General features: G+C 35.1%; 14 protein-coding genes. 12 read left to right on the top strand and 2 right to left on the bottom strand.

Features of this window, described 5'->3' with window-relative positions; genetic code table 11:
* The first annotated feature begins 23 nt into the window (after positions 1-23).
* From CLOLE_RS17055 to CLOLE_RS17040, 4 genes are all read left to right on the top strand, one after another.
* Positions 24-7,724 (top strand): PKD domain-containing protein, encoded by a 7,701-nt coding sequence (locus tag CLOLE_RS17055; RefSeq protein WP_013658361.1) that lies wholly within the window; start codon positions 24-26, stop codon positions 7,722-7,724.
* 21 nt (positions 7,725-7,745) lie between these two features.
* Positions 7,746-8,102, top strand: a complete 357-nt coding sequence (locus tag CLOLE_RS17050) for a hypothetical protein (RefSeq protein WP_013658360.1) — start codon at positions 7,746-7,748, stop codon at positions 8,100-8,102.
* 852 nt (positions 8,103-8,954) lie between these two features.
* Entirely contained in the window at positions 8,955-9,692 is a 738-nt protein-coding gene (locus tag CLOLE_RS17045) for a stalk domain-containing protein (protein ID WP_013658359.1), read from the top strand.
* Between the two features lie 17 nt (positions 9,693-9,709).
* The gene (locus tag CLOLE_RS17040) at positions 9,710-9,988 is read left to right on the top strand and encodes a hypothetical protein (protein WP_013658358.1); all 279 of its coding nucleotides are present in this window, start codon (positions 9,710-9,712) and stop codon (positions 9,986-9,988) included.
* Positions 9,989-10,038: 50 nt separating this feature from the next.
* Here CLOLE_RS17040 and CLOLE_RS22590 read toward each other — a convergent pair.
* Positions 10,039-11,180 (bottom strand): IS3 family transposase gene (locus tag CLOLE_RS22590; protein ID WP_242825749.1). Its coding sequence is split into 2 segments (ribosomal slippage): positions 10,039-10,931 and positions 10,931-11,180, totalling 1,143 coding nucleotides; the frame shifts between segments, so codons are not numbered across the junction.
* 184 nt (positions 11,181-11,364) lie between these two features.
* Between CLOLE_RS22590 and CLOLE_RS17025 the strand changes: the two genes are divergently transcribed.
* From CLOLE_RS17025 to CLOLE_RS22585, 5 genes are all read left to right on the top strand, one after another.
* Positions 11,365-20,571 (top strand): fibronectin type III domain-containing protein, encoded by a 9,207-nt coding sequence (locus CLOLE_RS17025; protein WP_013658357.1) that lies wholly within the window; start codon positions 11,365-11,367, stop codon positions 20,569-20,571.
* Positions 20,572-20,580: 9 nt separating this feature from the next.
* Entirely contained in the window at positions 20,581-20,955 is a 375-nt protein-coding gene (locus tag CLOLE_RS17020; RefSeq protein ID WP_013658356.1) for a hypothetical protein, read from the top strand.
* A gap of 299 nt (positions 20,956-21,254) precedes the next feature.
* Positions 21,255-21,461, top strand: coding sequence for a hypothetical protein (locus CLOLE_RS17015; RefSeq protein ID WP_050794692.1), 207 nt, complete (start codon positions 21,255-21,257; stop codon positions 21,459-21,461).
* Between the two features lie 40 nt (positions 21,462-21,501).
* Complete coding sequence (locus CLOLE_RS17010) at positions 21,502-21,867, top strand: hypothetical protein (RefSeq protein WP_013658355.1); 366 nt, start codon at positions 21,502-21,504, stop codon at positions 21,865-21,867.
* Positions 21,868-22,227: 360 nt separating this feature from the next.
* On the top strand, positions 22,228-22,488 hold the full coding sequence (locus tag CLOLE_RS22585; RefSeq protein WP_157864076.1) for an RHS repeat domain-containing protein: 261 nt from the start codon (positions 22,228-22,230) through the stop codon (positions 22,486-22,488).
* A gap of 259 nt (positions 22,489-22,747) precedes the next feature.
* Here the strand turns inward: CLOLE_RS22585 and CLOLE_RS23845 are convergent, their stop codons facing one another.
* Positions 22,748-22,876 (bottom strand): hypothetical protein, encoded by a 129-nt coding sequence (locus tag CLOLE_RS23845; RefSeq protein WP_270049145.1) that lies wholly within the window; start codon positions 22,874-22,876, stop codon positions 22,748-22,750.
* On the opposite strand from CLOLE_RS23845, the gene CLOLE_RS23655 reads away from it, so the two are divergent.
* The 3 genes from CLOLE_RS23655 (at position 22,877) to CLOLE_RS16995 (ending at position 24,497) form a co-directional block, all read left to right on the top strand.
* A complete protein-coding gene (locus tag CLOLE_RS23655) occupies positions 22,877-23,299 on the top strand; it encodes a hypothetical protein (RefSeq protein WP_041713070.1) in 423 nt (140 codons plus the stop codon). It begins immediately after the preceding gene.
* A 188-nt stretch (positions 23,300-23,487) separates the two neighbouring features.
* Positions 23,488-24,009, top strand: a complete 522-nt coding sequence (locus CLOLE_RS17000; protein ID WP_013658354.1) for a hypothetical protein — start codon at positions 23,488-23,490, stop codon at positions 24,007-24,009.
* A gap of 113 nt (positions 24,010-24,122) precedes the next feature.
* A complete protein-coding gene (locus CLOLE_RS16995; protein ID WP_013658353.1) occupies positions 24,123-24,497 on the top strand; it encodes a hypothetical protein in 375 nt (124 codons plus the stop codon).
* Positions 24,498-25,082: the final 585 nt, after the last annotated feature.

Raw genomic sequence — 25,082 nt, 5'->3', positions numbered from 1 at the left:
TAGGAACTAATATAAGTAATTTAGTGCCACAAACAGATTATCTTGTACAAGTTATAGGATACGACATATGGAAAAATGAAGCAGGTATATCAGAAGAACTTTGTATACGCACGACTAATGATGGTGAAATACCTTGTATCACAGCAATTTCTCCAAGTTCTAGTAGATTGAATAAAGAAGTAAACATTTCTATACAGGCAGAAGATAATCATGCATTACAGAATATTATCTTTCAGTATTCTTTAGATTGTTTAAACTGGCAAGAGTTTGCTAGTACAAATATTAATAATGAAAAAAAGGCTCAAGCTAGTGCTACACTATCCCTACTAAGTTTTAATGAAGGAAGTATATTTATAAGAGGGATTGCTGTAGATAATGAAGGAAATAGGAGTATAGAGAATGAACAGGCGTCATTTGTAGAATATGTTGTAGATCGTACAGCGCCACAGGTGCCACTAGGGCTAAAGGTGGAAGAAGATGTTGAAGGAATAGTATTAACTTGGTTGCAAGGTCAAGAAGAAGATATAGTAGGCTACGATGTCTATAAATATGATGAGAGAGAAGCTACATATAAGCAAGTAGCTGCTAATTTACAAGCGCTTTATTATAGAGAACCAGATAAAAAACCTAAACAGAATTATAAGTATAAAATCAACTGTATAGATAGCGCAGGAAATCGTAGTGAATTTTCAAAGGAAGTAGAAATAATAGCTTCTAATGATATTCAGGCACCGACTATTACAAGTATTGCACCAAGTAACAATGCTAAAATAGCTATTAATCCAACTATAAGTGTAGCTATATATGATAATTATAAGTTGGGGCAGGTGGTATTAGACTATCAAAAGCAAGGAGAACTGGAATGGAATAATATCGACACCATAGCGACTGATGAAAAATCAGGTATATTTGAATTTAAGTGGGAAACAGATAAACTTGAAAGTGGTATTTATAACCTACGTTGTTATGCAATAGATTCAACAGGAAATAGAAGTATAGATATGAAGGTATCGTATGAGTTAAATACAGGGAAGTTGCCAGCACCAACGATAAGTGGACAGCCAGGACCATGGCAGGTACAACTTAATTGGAAAGTAGAGCAAGATGCCCATTTAATTCGAAGCTATAAAATATATAGAAAAGAAGGGCTAAATGGAGATTTTACATTAATCGCTCAAACTGAGCAAGTTGAATATATAGATAAAATGATTTCGCCCCAAAAAGCCTACACGTATAAAATAACGGCTAGGGATATTTATGGTAGAGAGAGCAATAGTAATGAAATAACAGTTATTCCACTAGCTCAAGACCCCTATGCACCAACAGCTAGACTAGGATATAGTATGGCAGCAATGACAGGAAGAGCAGTGGTATTTGATGCTTCGTTATCAAGTGATAATGATGAGATTGTGAGTTATAAATGGGACTTTGGTGATGGTAAACAAGGAGCAGGAATAGCTCCGAAACATGTATTTGAAGAAGAAGGTGTCTATGAAACTAGGTTAACCGTACAAGATGCTTATGGTAATACAGATTCAGCAAGTATAAATGTCTATGTTTATTCAGCACATTTAACAGGAGAAATTCGTTTAAAAGTGTTAGATCAAGAAACAGGACTACCTATTCCGAATGCTTTAGTATATGTTGATGCACCCAGTATCAGATCAGAAGATTTAATTATCTTACGAGCAGATCAATCAGGAATGGTATCTATTTACCAAAGAGATGGAAACTATAATATTGCTGCCTATGCTACTAATTACTTACCTAAAGAAGTGAATATGAAGGTAGCGAGAGGAAGAGTAAGTGAACAAACGATTCGTTTACCGAAAGGTGAGCCTATTATTGGAGATATCCAAGTTCATAAAATGACCATGGAAGAAATGCAAGAGGCAGGTATAGATCTTTCAAATCCAGACAATCAACACTCTTTTAGTTTTAATATTCATTTAACATTTCAAGAATTAGATTTACCTATTATTTGTAATTCAAAAGGAGAAATAATATATCATGGTAGTACTAATGAGAGTGGAGGAGGAGGTGGCGCTAATGCTAGTAATTATGTAGTAGGTCCCCTAAGAAATTATTCCGGAAATGCTAGTACTTCAACATATATACAAGCTATACCGGCCCCCGAGGGGAGTAATGAGCCACCAGCTATTTCTACTATTACAGTACCTCAGAAAATAAGTTGGCTAAAAGAATTCTTTAATGTGTCTGTAACTGTGCAAAATGTGTGTGATTCACAATTTGTAGTTCAAGATTCTACTATAGAAATTCAATTACCGCCAGGACTCTCTCTAGTTCAAATGCTAGGTGGTAACAAAAGTGTAGTAGATGACCAAGGAAATCAAATGGCAGAAGTAAAACTAGATGACTTAGCAGGGGGCGAAAAAGCAGAATATAGCTGGTTTGTAAGAGGAGATAGTCCCGGTGAATATAATATTGATGTTAATTATAATGGTATGCTCATGCCATTCAGAAAGAAGATTAGCGCAATATTTAGAACATCTGAACCTGTAACTGTGTCTAAGCCAGGAGGACTAGCAGTTAACGTACAAGTAGAAGATGCAGCATATACCGGTGTACCCTATTATGTTTATTTCCAAATTATTAATACTAGCTCAGAGCCTATTTATAATTTACAATGGATGACCGGAACTGAGCAATCAAGTGCCATTGGAACGTATTGTATGGGAGGTTATTTAGACTGGGCAGGTGAGAACGATAGATCTAATCAAGTAGGAAAAGAATATGATGAATTTTCAAGCCAAGAAGGCGAGAAAATGAAGATAGATAAAGTCCATATCCCAGATTTAGATATTCATGATTTTGCTAATATAGAAGGTATTGAAGAGAGTGATAAAGCTATAACTGTAGAAGTACTTGAACCTGGAGAAAGTATATATTTAGTATACAATAATAGTATAGGTGCACCAGATGGAAAATATAATAAGCTTATTGAGGCCTATGTAACTTCTCAGTCCATGGACATTCCGGTAAGTATTTCTGTTATTCCAGCACATAATCCACAATACCGCATAGCAGAGCCAGAATTAGTGGAAGACCCAGTTAACGTTGTTACAGGAGGACAAGAGACTACAAAAACACTAATGGCGCTTCAAGGTTTAGGACAAGTTACTTTCGAAGCTTATTATTCATCATTAACGCCAGAAGAACAGGGAGAAGACGAAACACCTGAACAAATGGGGCCAGGGTGGTACCATAACTATGAAATGAAGTTAGAACAAATCGAAGGCAATACAAAGGTATTAGTACTTCACTTGTCACCAGTTAATGTACTCTTTCTTTTTGATAAGAGTGGAAATGGTATATATACCTCTAATTCACCAGACTTAAAAGATGTACAGTGTGTCAAGTCAGGAGAACAGTATATTTATACAGATGTTAATAAACAGGAATTTACCTTTAATAATAAAGGTAGACTCACCAGTATTCAACCTAAGGGTGGAAGTATTTTAGACTTAAGCTACAAAGATGACGTTCTTTCTTCTGTATCTGAAAGAAATAGCAATATTAGATTAACCTTTAATTATGATGGACAAACACTTTTAAGAAGTGTAACAGACCAAGTAGGCAGAATAGTTCAGTTTGATTATAATTCTGACCGTCAGCTAGTAAGTATGACAGATATGAATGGAAAGACTGAAACTTATACTTATACAGGTAAATATCACATTCATACAATGACCAATGCAGAGGGCATTACCTATTTGACGAATACTTATGATGAAAAAGGAAGGGTACTTATTCAAGATGATGCTAGGTCAGGTAATGAACTTGCTACTTTTACTTATGATGATAAAAGCTTCTGGAGATATATAGTAACAGTAAAAAATAGACTAGGTCATAATAAAACTTATGTTTATAATCGAGATGGCCTTCTCATTATGGAAACAGAAGAAGTAAGTGAAGCAAGAACAAAGGTAAGAACATTAACTTATGATAGCAAAGGTAATCAGGTATCTGACACCAATGGAGATGTTGAAGTAACCTATGAGTATAATGGGAATAATCAGGTTACTAAAATAACTGATCCAGAAAATACAGTTACATATATGGCTTATGATGGCAATGGAAATGTAACCAGTATTGTTAATGAAGAAGGAGAAGCTTCTTACTTTACCTATAATGAAAACAATCAAATATTAACCATGAGGGAACCGTCTGGTAAAGTGACTCAATATGAATATGATGAGTACAGCCGGATTTTATCAGAAGAGGTAGTAGGCTTAGGAAAAATCAAATATGATTACAAAAATGGTTTATTAACAAGTGTTACTGACTCTAGAGGTAATGCGAATCATATGACATATGATGAAGCTGGTAGGCTTAAAACAACTACGGATAGAGAAGGTAATACAACTACTTATGAATATGACCATAAAGGAAACCTATTAAGTCTTACAGATGCATTAGGTTATAAAACTTCCTATACCTATGACAGCAGAGGTAATCAGCTCACTATAACAGGTAGTAAAGGGAACACCGCACACTTTGAATATGATGGTAATAATAATCTGGTTAAAGCCATAGATTGTGAAGGAAATACAATCCACTATATTTATGATGGCAATGATAGACTCATTAAAACTATTTATCCCGATGGTTCTTTTGAATTAAAAGAATATAATTATATAGGAGATCTCATTAAAACCGTAGATACAAAAGGTGCGATAACTGTTTTCCACTATGACACAAGAGGCAGCTTAGATGCAATGACTTTACCAGATGGTGAAAAAGTTATTTATGGCTATTTTAAAAACACAAAATTAAGGACTATGGACACCGTAGGAAAAGGCAGCACCAAATACAGCTATGATAAAGCTTGGAATTTAACAGGTAAGGAAGATGCAGAAGGTCATCTAACACAATACGGCTATGATCAAGCAGGTAATTTGATTTGGAGTAAGGATGGAGAAGGCAACACTAGATCTTATGCTTATGATAATTGGGGACGCCTTGTAAATGAAACTGATGCAAGAGGGTATATGACAAGCTATGCCTATGATTTAAATGATAACTTAACGACAGTAACAGATGCATTAGGTAATGTAACGACCTACACTTATGACAAAGAAGATAGGGTAGTAGCTATTACAGATGCAAATGGCAACACAACTACCTTTAAGTATGATGCTTTAGGACGTTTAATAAGTGCTACTGATTCCTTAGGTCGCACTGTGAGAAGAGAATATGATGAATATGGTAATCTCATCAGTGACTTTGATGCTGCTGGGGTTAGATTGTTTACTAATACTTATGATAGCTTGAATAATCTTGTAAGTACCACAGATGCATTAGGATATACTACTAGCAATGTTTACAATCAATTAAATCAAGTGATAGAGGTAGTAGATGCTTTAAATCGTACCACTAAAATAACCTATGATCAGACAGGCAACGTAAGTCAGGTAGAAGATCCTGAAAAAGGCATTTCTAAGGCCATTTATACCTTAGGTGGAAAATTGAAGTCCTATTCAGATCCAGGAGGTGGTGGCTATACTTATACCTATAATCAGTCAGGACAAATGGTAAAAGAGACCACTAGTCTTGGATATAGCCATAGTTATACGTATAATAATATAGATCAACTTAAAAGTAGTACTAATGGTAGAGGGCAAAATACAACCTATGCTTATGATAAAGCAGGCAGAATCACTTCTTTTACAGATGAAGTAGGTAAAGTTAGCTATAGATATGATGCTAATGGCAATGTCCTTCAAGTATTAGATGAGAAAAATAGTATTCAAAGAGAATATGATGCTTTGAATCGTGTCATCAAATATATAGAAGCTAATGGTATGGCTATTAGGTATGAGTATGATGCAGTAGGAAATGTCACCAAAGTGATTTACTCCAATAATAAGGAAGTTAAATATCGCTATAATGCAGTGAATCAAGTAACAGAAGTTGAGGACTGGGCAGGTAGAAAAACCAAGTATAGTTATGATATTAATGGCAGACTAGAAAAAACGATAAGATCAGATGGCAGTGTTCAAATCAATCAGTATGATGCTCTAGGTCAGCTTGTTGGCATTATTGATAAAACGGGTACAGGACAAGTCATTAATAGCTATAGTTACACTTATGATGGAGCAGGCAATATTGTAGAAGAAACCAAAGCACAAGGAGGTGTAAAAGCCTCAGCAGTTGTTTCAGAAACAGTAGCCATGACTTATGATAAAGATAATAGGTTAAGCACTTATAATGGTAAGAAAGTTATTTATGATCAAGATGGTAACTTGACGTATGGTCCACTAAATGGTAAATGGGTAGAATTTGAATATGATGCTAGAAATAGGCTGATTCGAGCAGGAGACACCATCTATGAATATGATGGTGAAAACAATCGTATTGCTGTTATTGAAGCGGGTAAACGAACAGCTTATGTAGTGGATAGCAACTATGAACTGCCTAGGACCATTGCACAAATAGAAGAGGGTGAACCTGTTACATGGTACATCTATGGCAAAGGTTTATTGGCCCAGGAGCAAGGAGATCATTATTTCATTTATCACTTTGATAATAGAGGTAGCACTACAGCACTTACAAATAGTAAAGGCGAAGTAACAGACAGATTTAGTTACACAGCATATGGTGAATTAGTAGATCATCAAGGAAGTAATGATGTTATCTTTAAATACAATGGACGCTCAGGTGTCATAACAGACAGTAATGGTTTATACTATATGTGTACCCGATACTACAATCCAGATATCAAGCGTTTTATGAATGCGGATGTAATAGTAGGTAATGTTTTAGATGGCAGAAGCTTAAATCGTCATGCGTACGTTAATGGTAATCCAATCAACTATAGCGACCCCTTTGGACTAAGCCCAGAAAAAGAAGAAGATGAAGGCATTAATGAGGTCTGGTTAGATGTAGCAGGCTTTATGCCAGTACTTGGAGATATAATAGATGCTGTTAATGCAGTTAATTATTTAAAGGAAGGGGAGTATGGAAAAGCAGCATTCTACTTAGGATGTGTTTTTGGTGCGGACCTAATCTTTAAAGGTGTAAAATACTTAGGCAAAGGCTTAAAAACAGCAGGAAAACTCATATCAGATGTGCTTGGTAAAGTTGGTGCTAAATCTGGTAAAGAGATAGCAAAACAGCTAGCAGAAAAAACAAGCTTTAAAATAGTGGGTTCGGTTACAGAAAATACGGCAGAAAGAACAGTAAGAGAAGCCGGACAGCAAGCAACAGAAAGAAACATAAGAGAAGTAGCACAAACGGCAACAGAGCGAAATATTAAAGAAGCAGTAGAAGATACTGTTGTAGAACAGACGAAAAATGTTAAGTATAAATTAGATTTACAGTTCTTTGCTGATAAGGGTGGCAGATATTCAGGAACTGGTAAGTATGGGGATGTTGGGGGCCATCATGTACATGCAAAGGCTGGTTTTAAAGGAGCTTCTAAATATGACCCTAATGTAGGGTTTTCTATAAGCCAAGATTTTATGGAACGAAATGGACTGAATCATCAAAAGATGACATCAAAACAACGTGAGTTATTTAAAGAGTTATATGAAAGCGGTAGACCCAACACATTGGATGAACATACAAGGATTGCTCGAGAGGCTTTAAAAGCAGGTGGCGCAGGTGATAGTCTTATAAATGACTTGCTAGAAGATTCATTATCAAATTTAGCTGGACAAGGTGTAAAGCAACCAACTAGAATACCATGGTATTCAAAATAATAAAAGAATGGAGATTTAGGTATGAGTGATGTGTTAAGTAGGTTTGGAGAAATATTAATAAGTGATGTTAGAGATAGGACTATACGCAGTTATGATATGAGAATAAATGGTAAAATGAAAGATGAAAGTTCTCAAAAATTATATTCTGAAGTTGAACAGTTAGACATTACACAACGCCAGTTGATAGAAAGAATTGTTCCTCAAATTGTAGATTTAAGTATTCATAATATGCTATGTATGTTAGAAGAGCATTCAAATATTGATATGCAAATTGAGGGAGAAAGTATTTCTGAAATAAGTGATGGGTTGTCTGGAGAATTGTATACTGAAGATGGGTGGATACAACGGTTCTCAAATCAACGATACGAAGAAATTTGATTTAATTATGATTATACTTTAGGACTCACTAATCAACTCTCGTCTCTGTAAATTAATCGAAATGGCGCTCACCGAAGGTAATGTAACCCATAAAGATTAATTAAAAGACTTTAGTGTGAAATTTCCCATCTAGGTATACTTTCGGTCAGAATGGAAAATGAAAAGTTAATATTAAGTTCTAAAACGCTAATATAAACTCACTCTTAGCAACTATGAAAAAAGTTGCGAAAGGGTGTGTTTTATTATGCAAACTAAGAAAGTGAATTCAGGTGCCGTTTAATTTAAATATAATGGGCGATCAGGTGTTATAACAGATGCCAATGGTTTATACTATATGTGTACCCGATACTACAATCCAGATATTAAGCGTTTTATGAATGCAGATGCAGTAGTAGGTAATGTATTAGATGGTAGAAGCTTAAATCGTTAGGCATACGTTAATGGTAATCCAATCAGCTATGGTCCCTTTGTTTGAAGTCTAGGAAAAAAAGACGAAGGTACTGGTTATAGTTGATAAAAAGAGAAAAATATTGAGGATAGATAAAGGAGAATTATTCATTTGCCGGTAGACTCGCTGAAAGTATTCTTTTTTTACTATCAAAAATGTAGACGCTAAAAAATGCAGAAAATCTGTGGTTTAAGTATAGCCTGTATTATTTGTGGTAGTGAATTATAAGTCATAGCATTATTCATAAAAGATATAAAAATCAGCTCTCGCATTAGCAGATTAAAATCAGCTAATGCGAGAGCCCTTTTAAATTTGACGGAATAAAATATTTAAAATTAAAATAATTGAATAAATATTTAAAATATATTAAAATTATTTTATATTTGGTAATTTTGGGAGGGAATATGAAGAAGAAGAGAGTAATAATATGGCTAATGATTTTTTTACTTATGGGTAATAGTATTTATGCAGCAGAGTATTTTTATGATGATCTTAATAGGTTAGTACGGGTAGAGTATGAGAGTGGTATTTGTATTGAATATGAATATGATAATGCAGGAAATATATGTAAAATCACAACTACAGGTGCGGATAAGTCAAATGAGGGAGAAGAGAAAGAGCCTGAAGAAGGGGAAAAGGAAGATAAGGGGGATGGAAAGGATTCCGAGGATAAGCAGAATGAGAATCATACTGAGAGTGATAAAACAAATAGTGGAGTAAAGAATGATACAGCAGGAAGAGAAAAAGAAAGTGTTACTACAAATCAAGTAATCTTAACATTAAATAGCAATATAGCTGTATATAATGGACAAACTATAGAGATGGATGCAACAGTAATGATTTCAAAAAGTAATAGATTGCTAGTACCTGTAAGATATTTGGCATATGCACTTAATATATCACCAGAGCAGATTAAATGGCATGCAAAAACAAAAGAAGTAGAGATTCTAGGAAGTAAGAGAATTGTTATAGGCATAGGAAAAACATATATGCTAGTTAATGGTATAGAGGTACCATTATTAGAAAAGGCACAGATTATTAATGGAAGAACTTATTTACCAATAGGGGATATATGTAGGGCATTTGAAGTGAGTTATAGCTGGGACAATAATACGAAACAGCTAAGTATTGTAAGTAAATAGAGGTTATGGAGGGGAATATGAGGAGTAGAAAGAAATATTTATGCTTTTTATTAGTGGGGGCTATATTAATTGAGACAATATATGGGGAAGAGCTTAGAGGTGCATTAGGTGATGTGATTAATGCAGTGGTCAATACGAGCATGAAAATAAGTAATAATGTAGACCCAAAGACCACATCATCAATGCTAGAAGTTATAGCAGATAATAGTATGGAAGTAACTACATCAAGTATGCTTAATGTGACAGCACTGTATAACCAAATAGAAGATGGTTATAGTATAGATGATGGAGTATAGTCAATAGTTTGGACACGATTTGTAACGAAAAAATTTGTTGAGATCAATAATTATGCGTGCTGATCCCAGTATTCTGCTTCTAACTCATTTGGCGTTTTATATCCAATCGCACCGTGGGGAAGACGATTGTTATATAGATTTTCAATGTACTCGAAAATATCTAGTCGAAGTTCCTCTAGGGTATGATAGCTTCTGCGATTGGTGCGATTCTTTTTGAGATATTTGAAAAAACTTTCACAACAAGCATTATCGAAAGGGTATCCTTTTTTAGAAAATGACTGCACAACATTATAGGAATCTAAGAGATTTCTAAATGCAAAAGCAGTATACTCAGCTCCCTGGTCAGAGTGAAATATGAGTCCATACTGAACATGACGGCTTTTATAAGCCTTATTAAAAGCTGACATTGTTAAGGTGACATCGTGGTTGCTAGCTATGTGCCAACCAATGATTTTTCTAGAAAACAAGTCCATGACAATGCAAAGATAATACCATTTACCATTAACTTTTATGTAAGTGAAATCACTAGCCCAGACAAGATTTGGAGCCTTTTGGTTAAATTCCTGATGGAGGTGATTATCGCATTCTCCCTGATTGTGATGTTTTACTCTACAAGGTTTATCTGTAGACATTTTAGGAAGAGACATTGATTGCATCAGTCGGTACACTCGTCCCACGCTGATGTTTATACCATAATCACGACTGAGGATATATGTAATTTTATAAGCACCAAGACATTTATCATAGTCAGAATAAATCTGAAGAATGACACGTTTGATATTTAGATTCTCTTTTACTCTTGGAGCAGGTTCGGAGTTGAAGTGCTTATAGTAAGTGCTGCGATTTACGTTAAGTACGCGGCAAAGGGTTTTAATATCATGCTGAAAACGTAGTTTATAAACAGCATCTAGTCGCTCAGAGAGTGTGGCGTGAATATGGCAATCGCTTTTTTTAATATGAGGTTCTCTTCCTCAAGTTGAGCCATTCTTTTTTGCATTTCTTTAATTTGTTTAGCAGTTAGGACTTTGCCATCATCGGTTTCAACAGTAGAATATTGTTTAATCCATTTAGCGAGAGAAGTCTGTGAAATATCATATTCTTGGCAGAGAGAAGTCTGAGTTTTGCCATTATGATAAAGTGCAACGATTGATTTTTTAAAATCTTCATCATAACGAGTTTGTTTAGTTGCCATGTGGGCACCTCCTTTTGTGTCTACTTTAATATAATCACTAATATCAAATCGTGTCTACTTATTTAATATAGATCCACGTTTTATAGATCAAGTAGAAGAGGGCGGCTTATATCGTTACACAGTATCTTCCTTTGATAATGATGGCAATGAATCCTATAGAAGTAAGGCTGTTATCTATGACAATATGGGCCCTACTATAACACAGGTAAGAGTGGTAGCCGTAGATAATACAGAGGTTACATTTGAATGGGATAAGAGCGAAGATAACTATGCTTTTGGCGGTTATACCATCTATCGAAATGGTGAGCAATTAATAGATGTAACCGCTACTCGGTATACAGATACAAAGCTAGAAGCGAATAAAGCATATACATACCAAATCATAGCTTATGACAAAGCAGGTAATACTGCCGAAGCAAGCAATTTACTAGAAGTCTATACAAGTCTGGATATACAACCACCAAGTAAGCCAGATCATTTAGGACTTAAATCTAAGACTATTTTCAATTGGGAGCCTTCTGTAGACAATATAAGTGTAGCTTATTATCAAATATATAGAGATGGAGAGCTAGTTGGACGTAGTGATACTGCTTTATATATTGATAATGCAATCAAAGCAGATACCAATTACACCTATCAAATAGAAGCTATAGATAGTTCGGGTAATAAATCAGAGTTATCCGAGCAATTAGCTGTTACAGCTAGTACAATCCAGCTTGTTCAGGTTACCCCAGATCAAGGAGCTACTATAGGTGGAGAGAAAGGTCAAAAACTTGAAATTGTTTGCATAAATGATAAAAATATTGAGGATGGATACGCCAAATTCGAAGTTTCTTTAGATGGAGTGAATTGGGAAGTATTAGCAACTGATGTACAAGTAAGTCGTTTCAATGAGGACTATAAATGGTTTACCTATGAATGGCAGATTAAAGAGCTTCTATCTAATAATTATCAGATTCGTTATACAGTTTATAACAATGTAGGCCATAATGCAGAAATGATAGCGAGATATAGTGTAGATAGGACCGCACCCCAATCACCTCATAACTTAGTTGGTAAGGCAGATGAAACAAGTGTAGTACTTTCTTTTGATAATAATATAGAGAAGGATGTTATAGCTTATCAAATTTATCGTTCAGAGGATAATCAAACATTTCAAGTAATAGGGAAGATTCCAGCTAGTTCAACATTACAATTTAGAGATACTTCTGTATTAAATAGCAAACCTTATTATTATAAAGTAACTGCAATAGATCAATTCGAACAACAAAGCGAATACTCAGAGGTCATAACGGCGGGTATTAATCTTGAAGGAAAACCACAGATTAATGTAATTTCACCGATGGAAAATACTATTAGTAGTGAAACAGTATTTGAAGTAGAAGGAATTGATAATGATGGTATTAAGACGCTTGCAATGTATTATTGGGATGTAGCAGGTGAAGAATGGAAGAGCTTTGCTAATAATAGCAGTCTTACTAGATTAAGTGGGCATTTAGAGATGCCTAATAAACAAACAGCAATCAAGATTAAGTATGAAGTTGAGGATATTTTAGGAAATAAAAATGAACTAATCAGTTCATATCAAATAGTACATAATACACTTGTTTTAAAGAACATTACAATTGGGGATGGAACGGCTAAAATTGACTGGGAAGGAACGAATACTTCAAGGTTAGGGCATTATATAGTTGAGATTATTGATCGTGAAACAGGAGCAGCAGTGTGTAATGAAGAATTAGACTTAACACAACGAAGCTTTACAAAGACTAATCTTGAGCCGGAGAAAAATTATCAAGTCACCATTTATAAGTATAATAACAATAATGAAGTTCAATTAACAAGCATCAGTCAAATATTCTTTATGAATAAAGTAGATGCGATAGGAGGAGTGAGTGTATTTGGACCTTATCAAGGTGCATACAATGAAGCAATCCCTATTCAATTCTCACTATATCATAATAAAGGCCTTAAGGCTGTTATCTTAGAAAAATCAAGGGATAAGATAAACTGGAGCGAAATCATTACGTATTCTATTTTAGGCGCACCTAAAGCTTATACAGGTTCCTATTCAATGACTTTAGAAGATGAAGCAGAGGGGACAATCTATATTAGAGCAAGAGTGGTAGGAGCAGATTTAGTAGCAATGGGAGATGACAAATGTCCGATTCTTATTAATGAGATAGATAAAACGCCACCACCTGCCCTAGAAAAGTTAGAGGTAAAAGAAGAAAATGGCACATTAGTCTTAAATTGGCTTAAACCACAAAGTATGAATGATATAGTGGGGTATAAGATAGAAAGACGAGCAAAAAATGAAGCAAGTTACACCAACATTGCCACAAGGCCACCAAATGAAGAAAGTTTGATAGACTACTTAGTTGACCCAGGTGAAACTTATGAATACCGTATATACACTATAGATAAAGCTGGAAATTTATCAAAGGAAGCCATATATGCAACACATCAAGTGATGGCAGATGTAACACCACCAACTATTGTGTCTACTAGTTGGGATAATAAAATAGACTTAAAGAAAGCACTTAGTATTTATGCAAAAGATGATTTCTATTTAGCACAAATTAATATAGAAGTAAAAGATGAAGGAAGAGAAAACTTTATCTTATTAACAAGTCAATCCTTTAATAAAGTAGCAAGTGCTAGCACCTATTTTAATATAGATACACGTACACTTAGGCAAGGAATCGCAACTTTTAGAATTACAGCTATAGATATTAGAGGAAATAAAAGTGTAGAAAGATTATATGATATATATATTGACCGTACACCACCTAGTGATGTGGCTTTTAAAGCAACTACTGTTGAAAATGGAGTAGAGGTTTGGTTTGATTGTGAAGAAGAAGGGGCGACATATAAGGTTTATCGATACACAGGAAATAAGCGCCAGTTATTATACTATGGAGAAAATAATACATACATTGATAACGCGCTAACGCCACAAAAGCAATATACCTATGGTGTAGTAGCAATAGATGCACAAGGAAATGAAGGAAAAGAAAAACAAATCCTTACCACATATGATGTACCTGATACACAGGCACCTAAGGCTGAACTTGTAAACCTTAACCAAGCAATTGTTGGAGAAACCTATTACTTAGATGCAAGTACATCCACTGACAACTGTGGTATAAAAAGTTATAGATGGTATATAAATGATAAACTAATTGGTGAAAAGAGCACGGTAAGCTATTTATTTGACAAAAAAGCTATATATGAAGTGAAGTTGGAAGTCGAGGATTATGCCGGTAATGTAACCAAGAAGGTGATAGAGGTTGAACCACTTCCAAAGGAAGCCGTTGCAAAGCTTATTATAGACGTTAGAAATAGCTATGATAGTAGTGTGTGTGATGCTAATATTTATATTGCTTCAAACACGGTGAATACAGAGAATTTATTTTACAAGACCTCTTTTGGAAAACTAGAAGTGAACTTAATACCGGATAACTATAGTATTGCTGCTTTTGCTGGAGAGAAGGGAGAAGCTGGCGAAAGTGTTTATCTAGAAGCAGGAGAAACTAAGACCATTGTCCTTGATGTGAAAAAAGAAGGCATTACCAAAGGTGATGTTATTATTACTCCTCTTGATATTAAGGAAATCAAAGATTTAGGCATTGATACTAAAGATCCTGATAATCTTCAGATCTTTGAAGTGGCTATTAATTTTGAATTTGAGCAAAAAGAACATGAGGGTGTAGTGGAGAAGGAAACTCATACTGTCTTTGTTAATTCAAGTGGGCAAATGTATACAGGTAGTGGTGGTAAAGGAGCTTATTATGCCTTTAGTGGAGGAGGTAGTAACTATTATGTTTATGGTACACCACCAAGTGGCGGTGGCTCTAGTGGAGAAGTTCCTACTATCTATGTATTAAAAGTCCCTATGGAAATCCAGTGCCTTAAAGAATTTTTTGAAGTAAGGCTAGAAATCATTAACCAAAGTGTACCAGAGATTAGTTTAGATGAAATTACAGCCAAGCTTAATTTGCCAGATGGTTTAAGCCTAGCACCTACTAAAGAGGAACAAAGCTTTGAAAAAGAACTAGAAGACTTAGCAGGTGGACAGCAAAGCGAAGCAGTTTGGTATGTACGTGGTGACAAAGAAGGGGATTATACATTAGATGTAATCGTCAATGGTATTTTAGAGCCCTTTGGTTTACCACAGCATCTCACCTTTAAGAATGCATCGCCTCTCAAGGTATGGGGAAGTTCGGCGCTTTATATGTATGTAGAAGCACCAGAGAAAGCTATTTCAGGAGAAGATTACGTCATTGATATAGAATTAACCAATGTGTCAGATAAGCCAGTTTACGATATGATGCTCACGCCAGGAGATATAGAATCTTATAAACAAGTAGGAGAAGAAATCGTTGCAACTTATGATTCTCCAGTTTATGAAATTACTTATGAAAATGCAGAAGAACTCAATGTACTTGAACTGGGTGAACAAGTAAAAATAAAGGAATTTTATCCAAACCAAACATTGAAATTCCAGTACACTACTCAAATTACATTTCCAGAGGAGAATGATGAAGGATTTGAAGCTGAATATTTACTGAAAAAGCTGTTTGTCACAGGGCTTAATACAACTATTAATAAAAAAGTAACTTTATTACCTGTTAAGCAAAGTAATAGTAGGTTAAGAGATGCAAGCTGCCAAGAAGCTGTTACAGATGAAGGCATAGATATTGTTACTGGCGCGCAGCTATTAAATCAAACTTTGCTTGCTGTAAATGGTTCGAATTCTTTAAACTTTGGCATTGAATATAATTCCAAACAAACGAAGAAGTCAGCATTAGGTCAAGGCTGGAGTCATACATTTGATTCCTATGTACAGAAAAAGTCAGCTACAGAAGTTATTATTTATTGGAGACCTGGACAAGGGACCATCTATACCTATGATGAAACCGAAAAGGCTTACCTAGCAGATGATTGGCAGACCACAAGAGATAAATTAACGATTAATAAAGAAGGAGACTATGTACTAGAACGTTCTGATTTCCAAGTACATACCTATAATAAGCAAGGACGTCTTGTAGAAATGAAGAACAAGATAGGGCAGGTCTTATCACTAGATTATAATGAAGATGGACAGGTATGTCTTATAACAGATCAAAGTATTGGTGAAAGTATCATTTTAGATTACTCTAATAAAAAGTTAACCACTGTCAGTGATACGAAAGGACGCCATGTCAGCTTACGTTATAATAATGAGGGGTTACTAGAGGCTATTACCAATGCCATTGGTAATACCACTACATTTACTTATAATAACAAAGGTTTAATTGAAAGTGGTATTAATGCAGAAGGTTATACTTTTGTTAAGATTGGATATGACAAATCTAAACGTGTTATTTCTCAAACCTATCCTGAAGGTTATACTGAAAAATATGCCTATGAAAAGAAAAAAGAAGGGGATTTAACTTATATAATTCTTAAGACTACAGATGATGTAGGCAATACTAGCTATCGCACAGTAGATCAAGATGGTCAGTTAGTGAAGGAAGTAGATGCCTTAGGTAACACCTACTACTTTACTTATAATGAAAATCACCGTAAAATAGGCGCCACTGATGGCAATGGACATACTAGCCGATTTGAATATAATGACTACGGTGATACGACTAAAGTGATAGATGCTTTAGGCAATACCACTATTTATACTTATGATGATAGGCGAAATTTATTAACGACCACAGATGCTAAGGGTAACGTAACAGCAAATACCTATAGAGCAGATAACCAGCTTATGACAACGACATTACCAACAGGAGCTATAACTTCTTATGTATATGATGGCAATGGCTTTTTACAAGCTATGACAAAAGAAGATTATTATGAAGGGAAAGCGGTTAATGCTGTTTATGACAGAGAAGCAGGTCTAATCAAATCAACTAGGGACTACAAAGGAAATACAACAACAGTTACCTATGATAGTTATGGTTATCCAAGGACTACCACTGATAGAGAAGGAAAGGTGACTACCTATATTTATAATGCCGTAGGACAGCTGCTCTCGACTATAGATCAAGCAGGCAATAAAGTAAGCTATGAATATGATAAACGTGGCCTACTACTTAAACAAAAAGATAGTAAAGGAATTATAAGTTATGAGTATGACAAATGGGGCAACAAGGTAAAAGAGATTGACCCCAGGGGTAATGTCACAGAGTATTTCTATACCATTAAAGGGCAACCTAAATACACTAAGTATGCAGACGGCACCACAGAGCAAATGACTTATAATGCAAACAATCAAGTTAAGACGATACTTGATAGAAATAATGGAATGACATCCTATAGGTATGATGCAGCCGGCAATGTATCGGAAGTGACAACACCACAGACCGGTACCACAAGCTATACATATGATGATGCTAATCATGTGAGGACGCAAACAGATGGCAATAATCACACTTACACCTATTACTATGATGCGCTAGGACAGTTAGAAAAGACAGTAGATCCAAAACGTTATGTAACAAGCCAAAACTATGACGTACTTGGCAATGTATTAACAGCAACCAATGGCGCATTAGAAACGACCTCTTACACTTATGATAAATGGGGAAGACAACGCACGATTACAGATGCCAAAGGAAATGTTACAAGTTACACTTATGATACCTTAGATAATCTAGAAACAGTAACTGATGCATTAGGCGGAATCACACGTTATACGTATGACAATGAAAATAGAGTCTTAACCGTTACTAATCCTCTCGGTTATGTAAAAAAGATGAAGTACAATGACATAGGAAAGATAGAACTAGCTACAGATGAAGAAGGAAGGACTACTAGAACACTGTATGATGAACGTGGCAATGTTAAATCTGTTTATGATGGCTTCAATGTCCTGGTTCAGCAAAATGTTTATGATGAAGCTTCTAACTTAAAAACCACAACCAATGGACTAGGCTATACAACAACCTATGAATATGACAACATGAATCGTCTCTTTAAATCCATTGATGCCATGAATCAAATCAAGCAAAGGGAATGTGACAATAGAGGAAATCTGATTAAGGTAGTTGATCCACCAACAGCCGATCGCCTTTTACCAGTGACTACATCAGCTACTTATAATCCAAAGGGGCAAGTGGAAAGTATCACAGATCCAGAAAATAACGTACAAAGTTATAAATATGATGTAGTAGGAAACCTTATACAAGAAACCACACCTATTCGTACCATGTACACCTACACCTATAACGACGTTAACCTATTAGAGACCGTGACTAATCCACGAGGACAGTTAGCCACTTATAAGTATGATGGTGCAGGTCGGGTCGTGTACTTACAAGATGAGGTAGATACCACGAATTACATTTATGATAAAAATGGCAATCTAGAAAAAGTAATTGCAGCAAAAGCAGGAACGATTACTAGAACCTTTGATGCCCTTAATCGTGTCAAAACCTATATGGATGTTAACGGCAACATCATCAAATATGACTACGATGCAGTAGGTAACCTGAAGCAAATAACTTATCCAGGTGGACAAGTACTAACCTATTACTATGACCATTCAGGGTTACTTACAGATGTTATAGACTTTAACGGGGGCAAAACCCACTATCAATATGACCTTAATGGCAAGCTTAGAACAATCACACGACCTAATGGGACTACAAGGGAAATGACTTATGATGATGCTTACCAGGTTAAGAGCATTATAGAAAAAGCAAGCTCAGGAAAAATCATTATCAATTATAGCTTTGACTATGATGCCGGTGGTAAAATCAAAGAAGAAGAAGGCGTTAATGTTGCTACTACTCAGATTACCAATGGCGAAACCGTTATGACATATGGAAAGGGTAACAAACTCCTGACTTACAATGGCATAGAAGTGAAATATGATGCTAGCGGTAACATGATTTACGGTCCGTTAGATGGCAAGATGGTAGACTTTAAATATGATGCTAGAAATAGACTGATAGAGGCAGGTGGTACAACCTATCAATACGATGCTGAAAATAATCGCATAGGTCAGATCACCAATGGTAAACAAACAACCTATGTAGTAGACACCACTAGTAGCCAGCTCTCAAGAGTCATAGAGGAAAAGAAAGGCGATACAGTTCGTCAGTACATTTATGGCTTAGGCTTAATCATGCAAGTAGAAGGTGGTGAATACGCAACCTATCACTTTGATAACAGAGGCAGTACCGTAGCTATCACTAATAAAAGTGGCAGTACAATAGCCAGTTACACCTATGGTCCATACGGAGAATTGCTTAATAAGACGGGCAAAGTAACTACATCATTCCTCTACAATGGAAAGTATGGTGTAGAAACAGATGCTAATGGCCTCTACTATATGAGGGCTAGGTACTATAATCCCGAGATTAAACGCTTTATCAATCAAGATGTTGTCCAAGGAAGCTTAGACAATGCCATAACCCTTAATCGCTTTGCTTATGCAAATGGAAACCCTATTAGTGGGATTGATCCTTTTGGACTTTACACAGGAATACCAGACGAAGCAAAGACAATGATGCGAAAAGCGGGAGTCCCACCAGAAGAATATCTAGCAGAGCAGCTGACACCAAGATATGTCTATACGCAAGAACAATATGAGTTAGATATGCAGGCGTATAAATTGGATAACTGGTTGACACAAACAACACTTTATCTAATGACGCCCTTTATAGCTGCTGAGAGCATATGTAGAGGAATTGGTGAAAGTGCAGGCTTTGCAATGGCATATCCAGACGAGGTTATTCCAACATTATGGAGGGGCATAACAAATTCTGATCCAAGTCAAAATATTATAACAGCACCTGTATATGGTGTATATACACAGACAGGTCCATTATTAAGCGGTGAGTTATCACCGGAGGATTTTGTAAAATACCAAGTAAATTTATTTAGTACAGCAGCAGGTGCATATGGAACAGCAAGAACAGTTAGCAATATTGGTAGTAAATTAGGAAGGTTAAAAAAGGGAGTAGTATCTCGGGGAGCGGGTAACTCTGCTAATTTACAGTCAGGTCAAAAACTGGCCAAGGTTAATACAACACGTATTAATCTTGCAAATGGACGTACCCGATTTACACCACTAAGAGCAAATGGTAATCCAGTATCAGCAGGAATGCAGCATGTAATAGATGGACATTTTAATAGGCCACTAGGAAATTCAAGATCTATTTTTTCAATAGAAATAAATTATTTAAAAGAAATATTACAAAGTAATAGAGTAGTCAGTTCTACAGTTATTGATATGGGAGGTGGACAATATAAGAGGATTGTAGATACTGGAGAAATTATTGGGAATACAGCTTTAAAGTTTGGTGGAAATACAACATCATATATAGAAGTAATTACTGATGTGAAAGGAAATTTGATTACAACATATCCAGTACCAGCGCCATAGGAGGATAAAATGAAAAAGGATGAAGCAGTAATTTTATTAAAAAATCATAGTGATTTTTCAACTCGAAATGAAAATAGCTTTTTATATTTGCTAAAAGAAAAAGAGAATGTTAATAAAAATCTATTTTTTGAAATAATGGATTGTATATTGGTAGTTAGCGATTCTATAGATATATTGGAAATAAAATATATTTATAGTATAGTCTTTTGGAGTAGAAGTTGGCTAGATACAGGCTATTTTCAAGATAAGCTTAGTATTGACTCAATTAAAAAATTAAAAGTATACATACAGATAATTGAAGAAACGCTATACTATTTATTGCATGAGAAAAAAGAAGAAGCCTTTTGGGCATATAATGAATACTTAGATGGAAGATATTCTTAAAAGATTGTTAGACATAAAAAAGAACTTTAATTTATAATGTAATAAAGTTGCATATATTTGTTATTATAGCTCAGCACACCAATTCATTTTGATATGCTGGGTTTTCTTTTTTAGGTGCTATTATATATGTTGAAAGAGTGATAGACTGAAAATACACATAATAATGAAAAACAAAGTGCTATATATCTCAGGGAGCGGTTAAGTCTAAAATCCCATCAACAAGGGTAGAATTACATCAAGACTTAATTAATAAAGGTTTCAGGTGTAATGGAACATCGCAAGGAGGATATGTTACATATATGCATCCTGACGGCAGGCGCGTAGATATTAGACCAAATGGAGAAATTATTAGTACATTAAAAGAATGGTTACCAGACCATTCAAGAAAAATAACAAATAGATATTTTTACGATGGTAAGCCTGTTCCTAATGGAGGGCATAATACTGGTGAGTTTGTAGAACCAATAGGAGAGGGAACATTCTTGCCACCTAAACCGGAGAAATAGAGGTATATGAAGAGGGATGGAAAGATATTGGAAAGAAGTAATGTTAGATAAGATTGCTTTTACAGAAGGACAAAATGATGTAAAGTTAAGTTTTTATGATTCAACAACAGGAGAAGATATAGTAAAACTTATCTGTAATCATGTAGTAAATTTTAATTATTCTTCCAGTTTTCAAAAATTTGAGTTAGGAGATGAGTTCCCTTGTTTTGTATTAGATGTTTCTATAAAAAAAATAAAGCAAGGATTAGAGGAAATATTAATAAAAAATAGATTTGCATTTTCGCAACAAGGTACTCCTGCTATACCTCAATTTGATTCTTATTATTTATTAAAAGTAGAAGGAGGCCCTGTGTATGTAGAAATAATTGCAAATAAGATAGAAATCAGTAATTTGAAAGAAGAATAATATTTTATAGTACATTTACTTAAAAGCCGCACAAGGGCGATTAAGAGAAGTGTAAGGTATATACTCAGCATACCAAGTAAGTGATATGCTCCTTACTAAGTAGACAGTTGAAATAATACAACTATGGACATGGTACAATAAAGTAGACACTAAGTTAAGCTGATTTTATGAATCTAATTGTTTAAATTGTGTACGTAAAGTATACTCTTAAAGCCGAATGAATTTACTTTGTGCTATAACGCATTACAATATATTTAATAAACAACCTTTTGAGTTTATTCAGGATTTTTGTATTTTGAGTCCTGAATAAGCTCTTTTTATTGTTTTATTAGAATGATTCCATACAATGTCGTAGATCAGATGAGAACCTTTACGGAATCTAATAATGCTGTAAGTAGATATACTTATGACAAAGTAGGTAACCTAGAAATAGAAAAGTACCCCTATCTGAAACAAGTAGTAAACCCGTCTACACAAGATAGATCAAATGCCGTAGTTACCTCAGTGACTTATAATGCAAAAGGACAGGTAAAAACCATCACTGACCCAGAAGGCAGTACCCAAAGTTATGACTACGACAAAAACCAATGCCAGAGGTTAAACAGCTACTTACACTTATGATGCTGTAGGCAGAATCAAGAGTCTGACAGATGAAGTAGATAGCACCAGCTATAACTATGATAAAAATGGTAATTTACTGACAGTAAGCTTCGCCAAAGCAGGGACTATTACAAGAACATTTGATGAACTTAACCGTGTAAAAACTTATACTGATGCCAGTGGCAACACCATTCAGTATGATTATGATGCAGGAGGCAATTTAAAGACATTAACCTATCCTAATGGGCAAACCATTACCTATAACTATGACGGGTCAGGTTTACTGACAGATACCATAGACTTTAATGGTGGCATAACCCATTACGACTATGACAATAATGGCAGAATCAAAACCATCACCAGACCAAATGGTACTACTAGAAGTACTACCTACGATGCAGCAGGTCAAGTGAAAACTATCATTGATACAAATGCCAAAGGTGAAATCATCTGTAACTATAGCTTTGACTATGATGCGGGTGGTAAAATAAAAGAAGAAAAAGGCTTGAATGAAAACCTCACTATTACTAACGGTGAAACCATCATGACCTATGGCAAAGGCAATAGACTTCTTACCTACAATGGACAAGAAGTCACATACGATGCTGATGGCAACATGACCTATGGTCCACTAAACGGCAAGATGGTAGACTTTAAGTATGATGCTAGAAATAGACTTATAGAGGCTGGCACAACAACTTACCAATATGATGCAGAAAATAATCGCATCGGCAAGGCAGAAAATGGACAAACAACAACTTATGTAGTGGACACCACTAGTGATGCTCTTTCTAAAGTCTTGGTAGAGAAAAAAGGTAGCACTGTCAGATAATACATCTACGCTACAGGATTAATCATGCATGTAGAAGGCGGTGAATATGAGACTTACCACTACGGCAACAGAGGAAGTATTGTAGCTATTACTAATAGTCAAGGAACAGTAACGGATACTGTATGCCCTAAGACACAAGAAGAGGAAATGAAAATTGTAGGACACAAGAAAAAGCTGATGCAAGGTTATTGCAAATACAACTTGAACATGAACAAGCATATAGAAATCAAGTTATTGCAGATAAGACAATTATACCAAGTACACCATATAAAAATGAGTATAAGATTTGGCAAGATTCTATAGATGAAGTTATTGATTTATTTGGATTATATGAGAAAGGCTCAAAAGAACATATTGGATGGGAAATATATGCTTGCTATAATAGCTATACCTTAGATGATATTATACAGATGGACGGTGCTCAACGTACAGCAAAGATGTCACAATTGATAGAAAGTGCAGGAGCGAGTCTAGCAACTACGACAATGGGGGCTATAAGGAATGGAACGACATATGGTGAGAGAGGAATGATACCATCGCAGGGAATGATTAACACTAGAACAGGTGAAGTATATAGATTGAATGAATATTCAGAAAGATACTGTAATAAGAGTGTGCAAAAGGCAGTTGCTGATATAGCACCAAACTCTCAACAATACGCGACTGATTTTAGAAAGATAATATATGCTAATCCACCAACAGGAAAATAGGTGGTCTATGATAAGCAAGCAGATTTATCTTAAGGAAGTTATAATCAAATGCCCCACTTTAATAATTTGGATAAGAATTTCCCGTATGATATGCCATAAGGAGGAAATGAGAATTGAATTTATTAGCAGAAAATGAAAAAATTAAAATTGTAGGTGAGTATGAAAAGACGTTTCTTATAAATAAAAAAGATGGTAGTAAAATATTGATTGGAGATTTTTATGGCGATCCTCAAGTTGCAATAATAGATAAAAAGGAAAGATTTTGTGTAACTGGAGGTTATGGATTAATCATCTATTATTTAAGTAATCCATATGAACCTTATAGCTATGAGAGACAAACACTTCAATGGAAAGAAATGTTTAGAGATGGTGAAGAAGCTTGGGTGGAAGATATTAAACAGATTGATGATAACATAATAGAAGTAAAATTTGATGAGATGAAGAATCCATTAGTGATTAATATAATTACAGGAGAAATTCAACAGTAATAACTAAAAAACGCCCATCCTAGAAAAATCTAGAATGGGCGTTTTCTGCTCCAGCACTTGTCTTTAACTTTTACAATCATTACCTGTATTTACAAAAGGACACAAAGGTTGCTCCTCAGCGCCAATATGTCATCTGATGAGAATACAAGTAAAGTTATAAAAGCATAAACAAGAGGAGGAGCTCCTAACAACTTAGCTGGTGCACCCTAAGCTAGGAAGCTAAGGTGTTAGGACTCTGGTTTAGAACTTTATTTGGTTTTGCTGTAAAAACATATGGAATAACTTATAATTGGCGCCTCCCTTGCAGCGCATCAGTGAACATTTTCCTTAAGTCCAGAGGTACCTATAACAATAGATTGAGACTTGGCTGACCCGGTCAGTTCCTCAGATTGAAGCTGTGGTGATTATGCCGTGGGAAGTTATTTGTTTTGTCTTTACACTCTATTATATGTGGTAAAAGTAATCATTCCCTAAAAAATTTCAAAATTAATTTAACCAAGAGCATTTTTCAAGAATAAAGGTGTAAAAGTCTTAAAAATCTGAATAATTTGCTGTGAACTTGGCTATTTTCTAAGATAAGAATAG

The organism is Cellulosilyticum lentocellum DSM 5427, from assembly GCF_000178835.2.
GTDB classification, from domain to species: domain Bacteria; phylum Bacillota; class Clostridia; order Lachnospirales; family Cellulosilyticaceae; genus Cellulosilyticum; species Cellulosilyticum lentocellum.
The sequence above is the reverse complement of the archived record's forward strand: the minus strand, read 5'-3'. Positions and strand labels throughout refer to the sequence as shown.